A 17,433-nucleotide genomic window follows, 5' to 3' on the forward strand; every position below is an offset into this window, starting at 1 on the left:
AAGCCTGGCCTACGGCTTCCCGCCGGTTCCCGTCAGGCCCGAGGCGCGGCTGAACTCGCAGCGCGCTAACGTCGCGCTGCTCGAACAGGCAGCCGCTTAAAACCTCGGGCCTGCCACCCGGCGGCAGACTTGAAGGGACCTTGGGCGCGTTGGGTACGTGCTTCCTTTCTTGCTGGCCAGTTCCGTCGTTTCAATAGTGTGAAGAACCGAGCATCGCTGTTGAGCATGCTGGCCGATAGCTCATTGTTAAGTTGTCAAAAAGGAGGAAAGGTAGTGAAACGCTTGATCCTCGCCCTATTGGGCATCGCCATGCTGTCCTTGCTGACGGCCTGCGAACTGGACGAAGACGGCAAGCCGCGCGGCAGCCAGGTGCTGTGGGACCGCAGCGGCGTGCCGCACATCTATGCCGCGCGCGCCGACAGCCTGGCCTACGCCTTCGGCCGCGCCCAGATGCAGGCGCACCCGGAACTGCTGCTGCGGCTGTACGCCCAGGGCCGCGGCCGCGGCGCCGAATACTACGGCGCGGTGTTCGAGGCCGGCGAACCCTTTCCCAGCAATATGGCGGAAGTGGACCGCCTGGTGCGCGCGATGGGCTTCCCCGAACGCTCCAAACAATGGCTGCAACAGCAAAGCCCGCGCATGCGCGCCTACCTGGACGCCTTCGTCGCCGGGATCAACGACCAGGCCGCCGCCAGCGGAAGCCTGAGCCCGGCGGCGCGAGCGGTGTTGCCGGTGCGCAGCGAGGACGTGCTGGCTCACACCCTGCGCATCTTCTTCAGCTATCTGAGCGGCTCCACCGCCACCGGCGCGGCCAATTGCTCGTTGGTCTACCCGGACGCGGTGGCCACGCCCATCAATCTGATCGGCGGCTCCAACGGCTGGGCGCTGGGGCCGGCCAAGAGCCGTTCCGGCAACGCCATGCTGCTGGCCAACCCGCATTTGCTGTGGGGCGGCAGCCATACCTGGTTCGAAGCCCAGTTCAAGAGCCCGGAATACGATATCTACGGCGCCACCCTGGTGGGCCTGCCGGTGATGCGCATCGGCTTCAACCAGCGGCTGGGCTGGGTGCATACCGTCAACACCCAGGACGGCTGCGACCTCTATCAACTCAAGCTCAGCGGCCGGCAATACCTGCTGGACGGCGTGGCGCGCGACTTCGAAACCAAGCGCGAAACCCTGTATATCCGTCAGCCGGACGGCAGCCTGCAAGCCGAGCAACTGACCTTGCGCCGCGCAGAGCAGGGCCCGGTGTTCGACAAGGACGGCCAGAGCTACGCGCTGCGCATCGTCGGCGTCGACCAGCTGCAGACTCCCGGCGTGCTGGAGCAATGGTGGGACATGGCGCAAGCGCCCGATTTCAAGGCCTTCCGCAACGTCGTGGCGCGGCTGCGCAACCCCTACCACAACATCATCTACGCCGACGCCCAGCGCAATATCTGGGCGGCTTTCGGCGGTTTGACCCCGCGCCGCGCCGGCGGCGACGCCGCCTTCTGGGCGCAGCCGGTGGACGGCAGCCGCAGCGATCTGATCTGGCGCCAGGCGCTGCGGCTGGACGAATTGCCGCAGGCGACGAATCCGGCCAGCGGCTGGGTGCAGAACTCCAATAGCGTGCCCTGGTATATGAGCAAGCCGGCGCTGGACCCGGCCGCCTACGCCGCTTATCTATCGCCGCGGGCGTCGCCGCTGCTACGAGAACAGCGCGGCATCGAGCTGATCGAGCAGACGCCGGCCTTCTCTCTGGACACGCTGCTCAGCGCCAAGCACGACACCCGGCTGCTGCTGGCGGACCGGGTGCTGGACGATTTGATCGGCTATGCGCGCGCCTCCGGCGACGCCGGCCTGATCGCCGCGGCGCAAGTGCTGGCCCAATGGGACCGGCGCAGCGACGCCGCCAGCAAGGGCGCGGTGTTGTTCGCCGCCTGGGTGGCGGCCTCCGGCGGCGAAGAGGCCTTGCGCTATCGCCAGGAAGCGGACCCGGCGCAGCCCTACCGCACGCCGGCCGGCCTGCGCGACGCCGGCTTCGCGCTGAGCAAGCTGGGCGCAGCGGCCCAGGGGCTGCAACAGGCCGGCGTGCCGCTGGACATCGCCTTCGGCGAAGTCTACCGGCTGCGGCGCGGCCCCGCCGGCGGCGCGGCGCGGCTGGACCAGCCGGCCAGCGGCGGCGCCGAGGGCCTGGGGGCTTTCCGCACCTTCAGCTATATCGGCGATAGCGACGGCCGCCAGCGCGCCATCTTCGGCGACACGTTCACCGCGCTGGTGGAGTTTGGCCGGCCGCTGCGCGCCAAGGTGATCAATACCTACGGCAACAGCAGCCTGCCGCAATCGCCTTACTACGGCGACCAGTTGCCGCTGGCGGCGCAAAACGGCATGCGCGACGCCTTGCTCAAGCGCGAGCAGGTGGAGGCGGCGCTGGCCAAGCGCGAGTGGTTCCGCCGCTAGCCGGCCGGCAAACAGGCCGGAGGCGGGCAAGCGCCTCCGGCTCCGCATGACGAGAGACTAGGTTTGCGCCATTGAGTCCGGGCTGGCACAATGGCGCCGTTGTCATTGGGGAGTAGCCATCTTCGGCCCCGCCGAAGAGGCCGCGTCAACAAACTTGAGGAGCTTTCCTCATGGCGCGGTCAGCGGCCGGCATTGCCGGCGCCGCCAAGCGAGACCTTTGGCCACGATGCGTTTGCCGCCGGGCAAGCCGCGTCGTTGCGCCATTGTCCATTCGCTTGCCCGGCCCAAGACCATCCATGCTGTCGACCCTGTTGTTTCTGCTCGGCTTTGCCGTCCTGATCTATCTATCCTGTCAATACTTCGTCAACGCCATCGAATGGTGCGGACGCCACCTGAACCTGGGCGCCAGCGCCGTAGGCACCGTGCTCGCCGCTTTCGGCACCGCCTTGCCGGAGAGCGCGGTGACTTTGACCGCAATGGCCTTTGGCGACACGCCGCAACATAAGGACATCGGCGTCGGCGCGGCCTTGGGCGGGCCGCTGGTGCTGGCCACGCTGGCTTACGCGGTGGTGGGTTTCGCCCTGTGGCGCAACCGCAGCCGGCTGGGGCGCGGCGATTATCTGCTGCGCGTCGATCATCGTCGGCTGGCCGGCGACCAGTTGGCCTTCCTGTTCGTCTTCGCCTTGAAGGTGGCGCTGGGTCTGGTGGCCTTCGCCGTCAAGCCCTGGCTGGGCGTATTGTTCCTGGCCGCTTACGCCGCCTATGTCTGGCGCGAGATCCGCAGCGCGGACACCGCGCCGGAAGAGGAGGAGCTGGATGCCTTGAAGCTGCGCGCCGGCGGCGGCCTGGGCTGGGCGGCGGCGCAGGCATTGTTGGCCCTGACGGTGATCGCGGCGGCGGCGCACGGCTTCGTCGCGCAGTTGGAAGCGCTGGCCGGCCATTGGGGCATGGCGCCGCATTTGGTGGCCTTGTTGTTGAGCCCGGTGGCCACCGAACTGCCGGAGATCATGAACGCGCTGATCTGGCTGCGCCAGGGCAAGGAGCGTTTGGCCTTGGCCAATATTTCCGGCGCCATGATGATTCAGGCGACGATTCCCAGCGCTTTCGGCCTGTTCTTCACCCCGTGGATGTTCGATAGCGTCTTGCTGTGGTCCGGACTGGCCACGATGGCGGCGATTGCCGGGCTGTGGCTGTTGTTCCGCCGCGGCAGCGTGGACGGCCGCTGGCTGCTGGGCGCGGGTGCGGTGTACTTGGTGTTTGCCGGCTGTCTGGTGTGAGAATTTGTTTACGATCTGCTGCGCGTCGGCGATACGGCGTTGAAACCCACTTCGAAATGCTCATGTACCGCATGTACATTCCGCTTTCTCAGCCGGTTTCGCCTTGTCTCGCCTTAGCTCGCGAGATCGTAAGCATGTTCTGAATACTTGTTTACGATCTGCTGCGCGTCGGCGGGATAGTTTAGATAAGGGCGTTGAAACCCGCTTCGAAATGCTCATGTACCGCATGTACATTCCGCTTTCTCAGCGGTTTTCGGCTCGCGAGATCGTAAACAGGCTCTGAGACGGGCTCAGAGCCAGGCCGCCACGCCGCCGTGATGCGAACAGGTGCCGCGCCGATGCTGGCTGAAACTGTAGCTGCCGTCGCGGCAACGCGCGCTGGCGCCGGCCGGCGCTTTGCCGGAACGGGTGTGGGCCGGGCTGTGCACTTCTACGCCGTCGGAGTTGGTGTAGCTGCCGTGTTCCAGCAACTGCTCCTGCGCCGGCGCGCTGGCATGGCGATGGGGGTGCGGGGCCTTGGCCTGAACCGGCGCGGCAAGCAGGGCCAGGCTGAGGCCCAGAAGGCCGGCGATGCGTCGCCAGATCGGCGTACGGAACTGCGCTGGATTTTTCATGTCATTCGATTGTTTAATGAGTCATTAAAGATGCTTGAATCTGTCTATGGTGCTTTGACGCGTCGATTCAATGAATTCAAGCCAAAAAGAATATGCACCTCATTTTAGTTCATTGTCATTGCCGCAGGTAGCGGCAATGCGCATCGGGGGAACTAAACCGCGATGGCCGGCCGCGCCATGGGCTGCGTCGTCATACCGATCTGGGGATGAAACTATGGATTATTTCGCGCAGCGGCGCGCCTTGCTGGCGGCTTTGGCCGCCTCGCCTTTGATTTTGGGTTGTGCGCGTCCGCCGTTGCGAGCGCCGGGCGAAGCGCCGGCGGCGCGGCAGCTGGCGGAGCTGGAACGCAACGCGGGCGGTCGCATCGGCGTGTTCGCGCAAGAGGTGGACAGTGGACGGAGCCTGGCCTATCGCGCCGATGAGCGCTTTCCGATGTGCAGCACTTTCAAGTTGTTGCTGGTGGGAGCCTTATTGCAACGCAGCGCGGCGCAGCCGGACTTGTTGTATCGACATGTCAGTTACCGGCGCGAGCAGTTGATCGACTATTCGCCTATCGCCGAACAGTATGTGGAGCAGGGCATGTCGGTAAAAGACCTGTGCGACGCGGCGATGCGCTTCAGCGACAACACCGCCGCCAATCTGCTGCTGGAGCAACTGGGCGGGCCGCAGGAAGTGAATCGCTTCGCCCGCTCGCTGGGCGATGGCTTGACCCGTCTCGATCGGATTGAGCCGGAGCTGAACCGCGCTGAGCCGGGCGATCCGCGAGACACCACCACGCCGGCGGCGATGACGGCCAATCTGCATGCCTTGCTGTTTTCCCCGCTATTGCCGGAGCGGCAGCGCGGGTTGTTGAACGATTGGCTGCTGGGCAGCACCACCGGCAATCTGCGCATCCGCGCCGGCTTGCCGGCGGAGTGGCGGGTGGGGGACAAGACCGGCAGCGGCGGCCACGGCGCCGCCAACGACGTGGCCGTGGCCTGGCGGCCGGGCAAGTCGCCGTTGTTGCTGTCGGTGTTTTACTGGGGATCGTCGGCGATGATGGACGAGCGAAACGCGGTGATCGCCGCGGTGGCGAGGGTGGCCGCCGCCGAGTTTGCTTGAGCAGCCGCGCGTGGCGGGCAATCCTGCCGGAATGAAAAACGCCGCAACTAAGGTTGCGGCGTTTTTGCGCGCGGCTCGATTGAGCGCTTGAGGTGGGCGCGGACTGCGAGCCGGAGCGTTGAATCACTTTTAGAATGTGTCCACGGTCTCGCGAGCAAGAGTGAGACAAGGCGAAAACCGCTGAGAAAGCGGAATGTACAGTGGATACATGAGCCGTTCGAAACGGCACTCACCGCGTCACGTCTCACAACGCGCGGCAGAGCTTAAGGCAAGCGCGCCGGCTCCACCACGATGCCGGCGCGCAGGCCGGGCTTGACCGTGGGATTGGGAAACAGAATGCGCTCCTCGCCGCCGACGGCCACGTAGCGGTGTTCGCCGTCCTCGGCGATCAGGAAACCATCCGGCAACGCGGTGAAGTTTTCCACGTCGTCGGCCAGATGCAGGCGGAAAGCCTCGCTGTGTTTGACGATGTCGTACTTGGCCTGGAACAGCGGCAGGTCGCCGTCGCGGTAGCCGGGCAGCTCTTGTTCCGGCTCGGACAGCAGCCGGCGCAGCGCCTGGTCGATGCCGGCGAAGCGGGGCAGGTCGTTCTGGCCAAACGGCCGCGCCTTGCCCAGTTCCAGCGTGAAGGCGTCCGCCTGGCAGTGGCGGCTGGTGAAGTAACTGAAGGTGTTGGCCGGCTGGCTGTGCAGCAGCACGGTTTCAACCTGGCAGCTTTTCAGCCAGGCAAGTTGCTCGCGGCTGTGCGGGCGCTCGTGGATATACGGATAGATGGCGAACTTCTCAAACACCGAGCCGCGGATGGCGGTGTGCAGATCGTAATGCCAGCGGCGGCCGCGGGCGGAGGCGAAGAAGTCCGCCGCGGCCTGCTCCAGGCGCGCCGCGCGCGCCGCTTCGCGCGCGCCCGGCTGGCGCGCGTGAGCGCCGTTGAACAGCCGGTTCATGTCGTAATCCAGATAACGCTTGCCCAGCCGCATTGCGTCCAGATTGCCGAAGATCACCAACAGCCGGCAGCGCAGCGTCAGCTTGCCGCCGGCGATATCGGCCAGGATGGCGTTGAGCACCTCTATCGGCGCGGTTTCGTTGCCGTGCACGCCGCTGGACAGCAGCAGGGAATCGTCGGCGGCGTCGGCGGGCTCCAGTTCTACGACGCCGTAGTCCAGCCAGCGCGCCCGCACGCCTGAGTGGAGCAGCCATTCGGCGGAGGCCGAGGAGGCGGGGTTCATGGTCCAGGACAGAAAATCGTGGTGATGCTCGCGCATGGGCTGGCTCGTGCTTGCGGCTAGTGATGACCGGGGCATTGTAACCAGAGCCGGCGCGGCTGGTGGCGGCGCGTGGCGCAGATTTGAAAAAACATGCCGTGTTTGGCTTAAAAGCCTTGTCTGGCGCGGCTTGGCGAGCCCTGTCGCGCTGTGGTTTTTTTAGAGGACGGCTTAGGGGGCTGGGTCACGTTGTTGTTGAATATTTTGGACAAGCCCATTGTCCGAACAACAAGGCCTTCGCCCGGGGAAACGGCCGCTGGCCGGCATGAGGAAAATATAGGGGGCTGTTTTTGCTCAAGCCTTGCCGGACAAGGCTTGCCGGGCTACCCGACGCGGGCTTGTCGATTAAATTGGACATGCGGATTTTTATACATTTTTTTACTTGTCAAGCAGCGTGATGTTGTTACAATCCGCGCTCGTTTGCAGCTTTGCAAACCTACAATTCAATTGTTTCGCTCCGACATCCCAGGCCCACATAAAAGCTGTTCAGCCCGAAAGCCGCGCACTAAGGAGCGGGGTTATCCATCATAAGGATGCTCCTGCGGCTGGCTCATCGCTTTTTCGGCGGCGGCCTGGGCGCGTCCTTTGGAAATCCCTGTCCACCCACTGCGCGGGGTACAGGGCTTTCCGTCAGTTCTTGAGGGGAAAACTCATGGCTTGGTCTGTGGCTGATAGCCGGGCGTTGTATGGCATCCGGCATTGGGGAGCGGGGTACTTCGACATGGGCGCCAACGGCAATATCGTTGTCCGCCCGAATGTGCGCCAAAACAAGGAAATCGACCTGCATCGCCTGGTGGGCGAGCTGTCCGGCAAAGGCCTGGACCTGCCGCTCTTGGTCCGGTTTCCCGATATTCTGCAAGACCGCGTCACCCGTCTGTGCGCGGCCTTCGACAAGGCCATAGCCGAACAAGGCTACGGCAACCGTTACACCGCCATCTATCCGATCAAGGTCAACCAGCAAGAAGCGGTGGTGAAAAGCATCATCGCCACACCGGACGTGTCCATCGGCCTGGAAGCCGGCTCCAAGCCGGAACTGATGGCGGTACTGGCGCTGTCGCCCAAGGGCTGCACCATCGTCTGCAACGGCTACAAGGATCGCGACTACATTCGCCTGGCGCTGATGGGCGAGCGCCTGGGCCACCAGGTATTCATCGTTATCGAGAAAGAGTCGGAAGTCGAGCTGGTGATCGATGAATCCCGCAAGCTCGGCATCCGTCCCAATATCGGCATGCGCGTGCGCCTGTCCTCGCTGGCTTCCAGCAAATGGGCGGACACCGGCGGCGAGAAGGGCAAGTTCGGCCTGTCCGCCGGCCAGCTGATTTCCGCCGCGGACAAGCTGACCGCCGCTGGCCTGGCCGATTGCGTGCGCCTGATGCACTTCCACATGGGGTCGCAGATCGCCCATATCGGCGATTACCGCAGCGGCTTCGGCGAGGCCATCCGCTACTTCGCGGAACTGCGCGCGCTGGGCCTGCCCATTGATCACGTGGACGTGGGCGGCGGCCTGGGTGTGGATTACGACGGCACCCATTCCCGCAACGACAGCTCGATCAACTACGACATGGACGAGTACGCGCACGTGATCGTGTCCATGTTGTCCGAATTCTGCGGCGAGAACGGCATTCCGCATCCGCGCATCCTGTCCGAATCCGGCCGCGCGATGACCGCTCACCACGCGGTGCTGATCATGAACGTGACCGATGTGGAGCGCCTGCCGGACGAAGTACCGCAGGTGGACGACCTGGCCGCCTTGTCGCAGCCGGTGCGCAAGCTGTTTGAACTGGTTCAGCTCAACGACGACGATCTGGTCACTGAAATTTACTACCGCGCCAGCCACTATGCGTCGGAAGTGACCGACCTGTACGCCTCCGGCCGCCTGTCGTTGAAGGAAAAAGCGCTGGCGGAAGACGTGCACGCCGCCTTGTGCCGCCGTCTGCACCGCCAGCTGCAAGCCAGCCAGCGTTCGCAGCGTCAAGTGTACGACGAGCTGACCGACCGTCTGGCCGACAAGTACTTCTGCAACTTCTCGGTGTTCCAGAGCCTGCCGGATACTTGGGCCATCGATCAGATTTTGCCGATCACTCCGCTGCACCGCTTGAACGAGCAGCCCACCCGCCGCGCGGTGCTGCAGGACCTGACTTGCGATTCCGACGGCAAGCTCAAGCAGTACGTGGATCAGCAGAGCATTGAATCCAGCCTGTCCGTGCATGAGGTGAAGCAGGGCGACGAGTATCTGATCGCCGTGTTCCTGGTGGGCGCTTACCAGGAAATCCTGGGCGACATGCACAATCTGTTCGGCGACACCGACTCGGTCAACGTCTATGTGCGCGATGGCGGCGAGCTTGAGTTCTCCGGCGTGGAAGAGCACGACACCATCGAAGACATGCTGCGTTACGTGCACCTGTCGCCGGAAGACATCCTCAACCGTTACGAAGCCAAATCGCGCGCGGCGGACCTCAGCAGCGAAGAGCGCAGTTTGTTCTTCGCGGAGTTCTGCCGCGGTCTGAAGCAGTCGTCCTACTTGTCGGTCTGATTCGACTCTCAAGCTGAAACAAAACAGCCGGGCGCATGCCCGGCTGTTTTCGTTGGCGTCGCCTGTGCGCGGACAGACTGTTCTTCAATCGACGAATTTAAGCAATTTCACCTAGCGGTGTCTAAGTTAGTGTTTCTGATGAGGTTTTTGGGTGAGTTTTACGTAGGGCGCGGCTCGTTTTGGGCACGCGCTTGCAATATGGGGAAACCTTGCTAGTTTGAGAAAGCCAATAATTGATTGGCATAAACATGGGGGTTGCCATATGTCTTTCTCTAGCGTTCCTTACTTCATTACCTATAGCCAAAACACCACGCTGGGCATTACCGCCAATGATTCGATGAGCGGTTCCCAACTGTCCTTGCGCGCCATTCAGGGCAACTTCCTCTCGCTGTTCAACATCGACTTCGCCAGCGGCGTGTTGGCGCTGTCCACCAGCGGCAACCAACTGGTGATCGACATTTCCGACCTGTCCAGCGGCAAGCCGTTGGTGCTGCGTCCGTACAACCCGTCCTCGCTCAGCCAGCAATGGGATATGTTCTCCCGTCCTGGCTTTATCGCCAGCCGTCAAAACCCCAATCTGGTGATCGACAACCAGAGCCGCGGCGGCGTGGGCAGCCTGATCTGGCTGTATGAGTTCAACGCTTCGCCGGCGCAGCAATGGGCGCTCAAACCGCTGACCTCGGCTCAACGCTCGGAGCTGGTGCTGGAAACCGCTGAATAAGCGAAGGGCAAAGATCGCGGCGGCGGGCGCAAAGAGCCTGCTCAAGGTCTCGCGAGCAAGGGCGAAACAAGGCGAAAACGAGCGAAAAAGCGGAATGTACGAGTGGTACATGAGCATTTTGAGCTTGTTTTCAACGCCGTATCGCTGAAGCGCAGCAGACTTTGAACAGGTTCTAAGGCCCGTCGCCGCTTTTTGGGTTCATGCAAGGAGCAAGAGATGGGTTTCAGCAGCACTTCGTATTTCATCACCTCGGCCTATTTCCCGGATTACGCCATTGTGGCCGACGATTCGATCAAGGGCGCTCGGCTTAGCCTGCAGCCGTTCCAGAACAATTTCGCCGCTTTGTTCAATATCGACTTCGACCGAGGCTTGTTCGCGCTGGCCACCAGCGGCAATCAATTGGTGATCGCCGCCAATGAAGCGGCCGATGGTTCGCCGTTGCAGTTGGACCTGTTGCCGGAACCGGCCTTGCCCAATCAGCGCTGGGATGTGTTTTCGCAGCCGGGCAATATCGTCAGCCTGGCGGATCGTTCCCTGGCTTTTGGCTTCGGCATGGAAAAAATCTTTCCGCCGACGCTGCGCTTGCGCAAACTGCATCCCGGCCGGCCGCCGATGTGGATTCTGCGGCCGATGACGATGCCCAGCGCCTGAGTCCCCGCCATCCGCCGGGCGGGGCTTGGCCGCGGCGCGGCGGCCTCTTCAAGAGCGCAGCAACTGCTCGCGCACCCAGACGGCGGCCATGCCCAGCGGCCGCCTCCGCGACCACACCAGATCAATGTGGCGCGACTTGGGCCAGCCCGGCGCGCGCAGCTCGCGGAGCCGCTCCGCGCCGAAGGAGTCCGCTAGCCAGCGCGGCAGCTCGGCCCAGCCCGCGCCCAGAATCGCCATCTCCAGCAGCATCAGATAGCTGGGCGCGAACCAGCAGCGCCGGCTCATGGTTTCCGGTTTGCTTTCGGTATAGGTGTTGAGCCGCAGTTCGCGGTGGCGGCTCAGCGCCTGCCGGTCCACCTGTTCCAGCGCCGCCAGCGGATGGCTGCGCGCCACGTACAGAGCCACTTCGCTAACCTCGCCCAGCGTGGCGTGGCCGATATCGGCCGGGTACTGCTTCTGCGCCGCCATGCAGCCCAGGTGCGCGCGTCCTGTCTGGATCAAATCCAACACGTCGTCCTGTTCGCCCACCAGGCATTCCAGTTCCAGCGCCTCGAAGTTCTGTTCCAGTTGTCGCGTCACTTCCTGAAAACGCGAAGACTGATACGTGTCCGACAGCACCAGGGTCAGCCGCGGCTCCAGCCCGGCGTTCAGCAACTGCGCCTGCTGGTTCAATTCATCGCCAATCGCCAGCATCTGCCGCGCGTAGCCCAGCAGATGGCGGCCGGCCTGGGTCAGCGCCGGCTGGCGGCTGCCGCGGTCGAACAGCTGCACCGCCAGGTCTATCTCCAGATTGGCGATGGCCTCGCTGATGGTGGATTGGCTCTTGCCCAGCCGCCGCGCCGCGGCGGAAAACGAACCCAGTTCGGCGGCGTTGGCAAACGCCGCCAGCGCGTCTAGCGACATGCTCATATCGGTTTCTCCGATTCAACCTATCTTTATCCTATCCGAAAAACCAATAAAAATCGCGTCATTGACCTGCAAACCACGTCGCGGAGCCCGTTATGGGCGAATCGCGGCGGTTAAAGGAGATGTGATGCAAACCAAGAAATCCTGGCTGGAACGCGCTTTCTACGCCATCGCTTATGAATTGTGCGCCGTCATGCTGCTGATGCTGATGGCCAGCTGGCTGCTGAGCCAGGACACCGCGCAGATTGGCGTGCTGGCCTTGATGATGACCACGGTGGCGATGTCGTGGAACATCGTATTCAACGCCTTGTTCGAGCGGCTGGAACGGCTGCGCGGCTGGGTCCGCACACCGGCGCTGCGCGTAGTGCACGCGCTGTTGTTCGAAGGCGGGCTGGTGGTGTTGTTGGTGCCGCTGGTGGCCTGGTGGCTGGAGGTCAGCTACTGGCAAGCCTTCCTGCTGGATATCGGTTTTTTCCTGTTCTTCCTGCCTTACACCTTTGTTTTCAACTGGCTGTACGACGGACTGCGCGCCAGCCTGTTGCGCCGCCTGAGCCGCGCCCGCGCGGGCATGGCTTGATGTATCGGTTTTGTCGATGGTTATTATTTTTTAACCATCCGAAAAACCAATCAGAATGGCGACTATCTTGACGTTCACGATCTTGCGGACCACGGCGAGACAAGGCTTTGCGGCCGAGACAGCGGAATGCGCGAGCGCTTCATGCGCGTTTCGAAGCAGTCTTCAAAGCCTCTGTCCAACAATCCCGCCGACGCGTGGCGGATCGTGAACAAATTCTTTAAACGGTCATGATTGGGAAATAATATGAACAAACAAAAATCCTGGCTGGAACGCGGCTTCCACGCCGTGATGTACGAGCTGTGCGCAATGGCCCTGCTGGTGCCGTTGGCCTCCTTGGTGATGGAGCAAAGCCTGCTGCATATGGGCGCGCTGGCCTTCATGATGTCCACCGCGGCCATGATGTGGAACGTGGTGTTCAATATGTTGTTCGACCGTCTGGAAGCGGCGATGGGCTGGAGCCGCACCGTGGGCGTGCGCACCTTGCACGCGCTGATGTTCGAAGGCGGGCTGGTGATCATGCTGGTGCCCTTGGCGGCTTGGTGGCTGAACGTCAGTTACTGGCAGGCTTTCCTGCTGGATTTGGGCTTCTTCGCCTTCTTCCTGCCTTACACTTATATTTTCAACTGGCTGTACGACTCGCTGCGCGCCAAACTGCGCATGCGCGGCGGCAAGCCGTGCGCTGAACTGGAGTCTTGAATGAAAATCTGGTTGTTCCTGGCCGTCGCCATCGTCAGCGAGGTGATCGCCACCTCCTCGCTGAAAGCGTCGGAAGGCTTTACCCGCCTGGGCCCGTCCTTGCTCACCGGCGCCGGCTATCTGCTGGCCTTCTACATGCTGTCGCTGACCCTGCGCCAGATTCCAGTGGGCGTGGCGTATGCGCTGTGGTCCGGCGTCGGCATCGTGCTGGTCTCCATCGTGGGCTGGGTGCTCTACGGCCAGAAGCTGGATGCGCCGGCCATGATTGGCATGGGCTTGATCGTGGCCGGGGTGTTGGTGATGAATTTGATGTCCAAATCAGTGGCGCATTGAGTCTAGGCCCCGTTCTCGGCCCGCGCGGCGGAAGAGGGCGGAACGCAAAAACCGGCCGGGAATCCCGGCCGGTTTTGTTTTGCGCCTTGGACGCGGCTTAGTGCGTCTTGGGGTTTTGATAGACCGGCTTGCCGGCCAACCAGGTTTGATGCACCCGGATGTCGCGCAGCGAGCCGGCCGGCACCGCCGGGTCCAGCGGGTCCTGTTCCAGAATGGCCAGGTCCGCCAGTTTGCCCGGCTCCAGCGAGCCGACAATGTGGTCCATATGGCACTGCCAGGCCGCGTCCAGCGTCACCGCGCGCAGCGCGGAGAGGCGGTCCAGGCATTCCGCCGGGTTCAGCGGCTGCCGCTCCGGGTCCGCCTCCATCACGCGCGTCACCGCCTGCTCCATCATCCGCAGCGTGCCCAGCGGCGACACGAAGTGGTCCGAATGCAGGCTGATGCGCAGGCCGGCCTTGAGCGCGGACTGACAGCGGTCCAGCATCTGGGCGCGATCGCGGCCCAGGATGGTGGTCTTGAACACCTGGCCCCAGTAACCGACGTGGCCGATCAGGAAGCTGGGCGACAGCTTCAGCCGCGCCATGGTGGCGATGCTGGCATCGCTCAGCAGCGATGCGTGTTCGATGCGCGAGCGCAGCGCCAGCTTGGAATTGGGCGCGCCGTCCTTGGCGTTTTCGTCGTATAGCGCCAGTTCGAAGGCGGCCAGCACGTAATCCACCGCCTGATCGCCGTTGGCGTGCACCAGTACCGGCCAGCCGGCGTTCAGCGCGCGCTGCAACTGGGCGGCGAAGGTGATGGGCGGCTCGAAGTTGAACAGGCCGCGTGGAGAGACATTGGGCACGTGGTGCTCATCCGCGCAGCAATAGTCTTGCGATTGATAGCCGGTCAGGCCCTGATTGGAACCGTCGGCAATCAGCTTGAGCGCGCGGATGCTGAAGCGGTCGTCGTCGTGCGGAATGTGATTGGGTTGGAAGGTGTGCAACCACTGCTCTTGCAGCCAGTCCTGGTTGGAGTACAGCGCCGCACCGATGCGCACCGGCGCCAGCGGGCTTTGGGCGAAGGCGCGCAGCAGCGTGATTTCCAACTGGCCCATGGCGGCGCCCAAGCCGGCGTCAAACAACGTGGTTATGCCTCTGGACGCGGCCTCGTGCAAGATTTCCTGCAGCTTGCTCAGCAAGTGCGGAGCGGCCAGGCCGGGAATCACCGCCAGTACCTTGCCGATGTCGGCCTCGGTGGTGACCCCCTTGGAGTCAGGGTCCAGGCCGGCCAGCTTCATCGCTGGGGAGTTGGCGTAACCCAGGTGGCCGGAGGCGTTGATCAGGAAGATGGGCGTCTCGGTGCTGATCTGGTCCAGAAAGGGCTGATCCGGCTCCTGCCATTTCGTCATCAGCGAGGGGTCCACGCCAAAGCCGGTGAGCCATTGCTGCGTGTCGGCGCGCGTGTGGCCGTGCCGGGCGGTCAGCTCGTTGCGCAGCTTCTCAGCAACCCAGCCCAGATTGTAGCCCGGGCGCAGAATCTGATCCTCGAAGGGACTCAGATTGACCCAGTTGCGGTACAACGCGCTGGGCAGGATGTGCACATGCGGGTCCACCATGCCCGGCAGCAGAGTCTTGCCGCGCAGATCAATCCGCTCGGCGCGCGGTTGGGCTTGCATATCGGCCTCCACCTGCCGCAGGCTGCCCACCGACACCACCTTGCCGTGAGCGACGCCCAGCGCTTCCACCCGGCCAGACTGTCCGCCTTGCAGCGTGTAGATCGGGCCGCCGTGGAAAATGGCCGCGTCCTGGTGCAGCGCCAGCTTGGCGCGCTCGGCGGCGACGCGGATCAGGCCGGACAGGCTTTCGGTCCAGTTGTGATGTTGCAAGGCGTCCAGCTGGGTGGACAGCCGGGGCAGCGTGCAGCACGCGCAGCCGGGTTGATGGGGTAGGGACATGGGCGCTCCTGTGCATGGCATCGGTACTGCGCGGCGACGCCGCGCACTGAGAGCCTGTACAAAGTCTGCTGCGCTTCAGCGATACGGCGTTGAAAGCGGCTTCGAAATGCTCATGTACCACTTGTACATTCCGCTTTCTCAGCCGTTTTCGCCTTGTCTCGCCCTTGGCTCGCGAGACTTTGAACAGGCCCTGCGCGGATTGTATGCCGATGGCAAGACGGAGAGGCTGACAAAAGCTGAGCAAGGCCTTGCCTGCTCAGAGCCCTTGCGACGAAGCGCCTCAGGCTGGCGGCGCGGATTCCGTCGCGCAACCCAGCTTGGCGTGCAGATACACCGGCGCGCCGGAACGCCAGGTCTGCAGCACCGCGATATCGCGCAGATTGCTCACCGCCGGGTCCAGCGGGTCCTGCTCAAGCACCACCAAGTCCGCCAGTTTGCCCGGCTCCAGCGAACCGACGATATGGTCCATATGACATTGCCAGGCGGCGTCCAGCGTTACCGCGCGCAGCGCGCTGAGCCGGTCCAGCCGCTCCGCCGGGTTCAGCGCCGGCTTGCCGCCGGCCTGTTCCGGCGCCGCCTCCATCACGCGGAAAATCGCCTGCTCCATCATGCGCAGGCCGCCCAGCGGGGTGACGAAGTGATCGGAGTGCAGGCTGATGCGCAGGCCGGCGCGCTTGGCGGACAGGCAGCGGTCCAACAGCTTGGCGCGGGCCTCGCCCAGAATGGTTTGCTGGAAGGCGCGGCCCCAATAGCCGACGTGGCCGATCAAAAAACTGGGCGAAAGCTGAAGCTGCGCCATCTGGGAGATGTGCTCGTCGGTCAAGAGCGAAGCGTGCTCGATGCGATGGCGCAGCCGCGTGCCGGCGCAATCCGGCCGCAGCGGCGCGGAAGGGTGGTTGAGCGCGTGCTCGTAAGCCTGCAGCACCTCGTCGATGGCGCGGTCGCCGTTGGCGTGCACCATGGCCGGCCAGCCGTGCTCCACCGCCTGCCGCAAATGCGGAGCGAAGGCGCTGGGCGGGCGGAAATTGAACAGCCCGGTGGCCGGTACATTGGGCACCTGGTGTTCCGGATAGCATTTGTAGGCCTCGGTCTGAAAACCGGTCAGCCCTTGGTTGGAGCCGTCCGACACCAGCTTCAGCGCCTTGATGCTGAAGCGCTTGTCCTCCATGCCGTCCAGGTCCGGGCGGAACAAGCGCGTCCACTCGTCCATCTGCCGGGTTTCGTTGGAAAACAGCGCGGCGGCGATGCGCACCGGGTTCAACGCGGTCTGGGCCACCAAGTCCAGCAGCAAGACCTCGAACAGCCCTTTGCCGGACCCCAGGCCGGCGTCGAACAACGTGGTATTGCCCATCTTGGCCGCGCCGTGCAGCACCTGGCTGATGCTGGAAAGCAAGGCGGCCGGGGACGGGGAGGGCAGCGCGGGCATCATCTGCAGCACCTGCTCCTCCACCAGCACCCCCTTGCATTCCGGACTGATGCCGGCCTTGGCCAGCGCCGGCGCGTTGGCGTAGCCGATGTGGCCGGAAGCGTTCATCAGGAAAATCGGGAGCTTGTCGCCAAACTGGGCGAACCAGTCCAGGTCCGGTTCGGTCCAGGTCCGCATTAGCGAAGGATCCAGGCCGAAGCCCAACACCCAGGCCGTGCCGTCCTTGGCCTTTTGCTGTTTTTTGGGATCGGCCAGCGCCGCGCGCACCGTGCTTTCCACGCCGGCAATGCCGTAATCCGGCGTCAGCGTTTGGCCGGAGAACGCGCCCACATACTGCCAGGACGAAAACAGCGCGCTGGGCAGGATGTGCATGTGGGGATCGACGAAACCGGGCAGCAAGGTGGCGCCTTCCAGCGACATCTCCTCCGGTTTTTTATGCCCGGCGGCGGCCATGGCCTGCCGCACCTCCTCGCGTGAACCGGTAGCCACGATGCGGCCCTTGGCGATGCCGACGGCGTCCACCGTCTGCCGCCCGCTGCTGGCCAAGGTATGAATTGAGCCGCCGTAAATGATCAGCGTCTGAGGCGGCGAGGCCGGCAGCAAATGTTTTTCCTGCTGGCGGATCAGCCGCTTGGCCTCGTCCTGCCAGTCGGGCTGCTCGGACAGCTCATCGTGCAACTGAGCCAACAAAGGAAGAGTGCAGCAGGCGCAGCCTGGTCCGTGCGGATGATGATGGCTCATGGCGGATGTCCGGTTGAAACGCCGGCTCCGGAGGAAGCGCGGGGCCGCGCGCGAGGAACGGAAAAAGCGATGTCATTATAGGCGGCGTCCCGGCGCAAACAAACGGCGAACTGGCCATTCGGGCGGGGGGCTGCTTCAGAAGCTGTTCAAAGTCCAGCGAGCAAAAGCGAAACCAGGCCTCGCCAAGCGCGGCAGGCCGGGAACGGGGTCTTAGAACGGGGT

Annotated in this window: 14 protein-coding genes and 1 riboswitch; of the genes, 9 read left to right on the forward strand and 5 right to left on the reverse strand. The window is 63.6% G+C overall.

What is annotated here, in order from left to right; all coding sequences use genetic code 11:
• Nucleotides 1-273: 273 nt before the first annotated feature.
• Nucleotides 274-2,439, forward strand: coding sequence for a penicillin acylase family protein (locus MOV80_RS16015; RefSeq protein ID WP_249605305.1), 2,166 nt, complete (start codon nucleotides 274-276; stop codon nucleotides 2,437-2,439).
• 95 nt (nucleotides 2,440-2,534) lie between these two features.
• Nucleotides 2,535-2,679, forward strand: a riboswitch (yybP-ykoY riboswitch).
• Nucleotides 2,680-2,735: 56 nt separating this feature from the next.
• Nucleotides 2,736-3,716: a sodium:calcium antiporter gene (locus tag MOV80_RS16020; protein ID WP_043592178.1), complete on the forward strand. Its 981-nt coding sequence runs from the start codon at nucleotides 2,736-2,738 to the stop codon at nucleotides 3,714-3,716.
• Nucleotides 3,717-4,006: 290 nt separating this feature from the next.
• Here MOV80_RS16020 and MOV80_RS16025 read toward each other — a convergent pair whose 3' ends face one another.
• Entirely contained in the window at nucleotides 4,007-4,330 is a 324-nt protein-coding gene (locus tag MOV80_RS16025; protein WP_019100319.1) for a DUF3761 domain-containing protein, read from the reverse strand.
• 214 nt (nucleotides 4,331-4,544) lie between these two features.
• On the opposite strand from MOV80_RS16025, the gene bla reads away from it, so the two are divergent.
• Complete coding sequence (gene bla / locus MOV80_RS16030; RefSeq protein WP_019100318.1) at nucleotides 4,545-5,432, forward strand: class A beta-lactamase; 888 nt, start codon at nucleotides 4,545-4,547, stop codon at nucleotides 5,430-5,432.
• Nucleotides 5,433-5,695: 263 nt separating this feature from the next.
• Here bla and astE read toward each other — a convergent pair whose 3' ends face one another.
• On the reverse strand, nucleotides 5,696-6,694 hold the full coding sequence (astE, locus tag MOV80_RS16035; protein WP_019101829.1) for a succinylglutamate desuccinylase: 999 nt from the start codon (nucleotides 6,692-6,694) through the stop codon (nucleotides 5,696-5,698).
• 652 nt (nucleotides 6,695-7,346) lie between these two features.
• On the opposite strand from astE, the gene speA reads away from it, so the two are divergent.
• The 3 genes from speA (at nucleotide 7,347) to MOV80_RS16050 (ending at nucleotide 10,599) form a co-directional block, all read left to right on the forward strand.
• The gene (gene speA / locus MOV80_RS16040; protein ID WP_039755142.1) at nucleotides 7,347-9,227 is read left to right on the forward strand and encodes an arginine decarboxylase; all 1,881 of its coding nucleotides are present in this window, start codon (nucleotides 7,347-7,349) and stop codon (nucleotides 9,225-9,227) included.
• Between the two features lie 262 nt (nucleotides 9,228-9,489).
• Complete coding sequence (locus MOV80_RS16045) at nucleotides 9,490-9,948, forward strand: RICIN domain-containing protein (protein ID WP_249605306.1); 459 nt, start codon at nucleotides 9,490-9,492, stop codon at nucleotides 9,946-9,948.
• A gap of 216 nt (nucleotides 9,949-10,164) precedes the next feature.
• Nucleotides 10,165-10,599: a hypothetical protein gene (locus tag MOV80_RS16050; RefSeq protein WP_019101826.1), complete on the forward strand. Its 435-nt coding sequence runs from the start codon at nucleotides 10,165-10,167 to the stop codon at nucleotides 10,597-10,599.
• A gap of 48 nt (nucleotides 10,600-10,647) precedes the next feature.
• Here the strand turns inward: MOV80_RS16050 and MOV80_RS16055 are convergent, their stop codons facing one another.
• The gene (locus tag MOV80_RS16055; protein ID WP_019101825.1) at nucleotides 10,648-11,508 is read right to left on the reverse strand and encodes a LysR family transcriptional regulator; all 861 of its coding nucleotides are present in this window, start codon (nucleotides 11,506-11,508) and stop codon (nucleotides 10,648-10,650) included.
• A gap of 124 nt (nucleotides 11,509-11,632) precedes the next feature.
• On the opposite strand from MOV80_RS16055, the gene MOV80_RS16060 reads away from it, so the two are divergent.
• The 3 genes from MOV80_RS16060 to MOV80_RS16070 all read left to right on the forward strand — a co-directional run bounded on the left by MOV80_RS16060 (nucleotide 11,633) and on the right by MOV80_RS16070 (nucleotide 13,111).
• The gene (locus tag MOV80_RS16060) at nucleotides 11,633-12,082 is read left to right on the forward strand and encodes a multidrug/biocide efflux PACE transporter (protein WP_019101824.1); all 450 of its coding nucleotides are present in this window, start codon (nucleotides 11,633-11,635) and stop codon (nucleotides 12,080-12,082) included.
• A gap of 243 nt (nucleotides 12,083-12,325) precedes the next feature.
• The gene (locus MOV80_RS16065; RefSeq protein ID WP_019101823.1) at nucleotides 12,326-12,778 is read left to right on the forward strand and encodes a multidrug/biocide efflux PACE transporter; all 453 of its coding nucleotides are present in this window, start codon (nucleotides 12,326-12,328) and stop codon (nucleotides 12,776-12,778) included.
• A complete protein-coding gene (locus MOV80_RS16070) occupies nucleotides 12,779-13,111 on the forward strand; it encodes an SMR family transporter (RefSeq protein WP_019101822.1) in 333 nt (110 codons plus the stop codon).
• Between the two features lie 97 nt (nucleotides 13,112-13,208).
• Here the strand turns inward: MOV80_RS16070 and MOV80_RS16075 are convergent, their stop codons facing one another.
• Complete coding sequence (locus MOV80_RS16075) at nucleotides 13,209-15,044, reverse strand: amidohydrolase (RefSeq protein ID WP_249605307.1); 1,836 nt, start codon at nucleotides 15,042-15,044, stop codon at nucleotides 13,209-13,211.
• 280 nt (nucleotides 15,045-15,324) lie between these two features.
• Nucleotides 15,325-17,211, reverse strand: coding sequence for an amidohydrolase (locus MOV80_RS16080; protein ID WP_118267229.1), 1,887 nt, complete (start codon nucleotides 17,209-17,211; stop codon nucleotides 15,325-15,327).
• Nucleotides 17,212-17,433 lie beyond the last annotated feature (222 nt).

Source organism: Chromobacterium sp. IRSSSOUMB001, assembly GCF_023507765.1.
Lineage (GTDB): Bacteria > Pseudomonadota > Gammaproteobacteria > Burkholderiales > Chromobacteriaceae > Chromobacterium > Chromobacterium haemolyticum.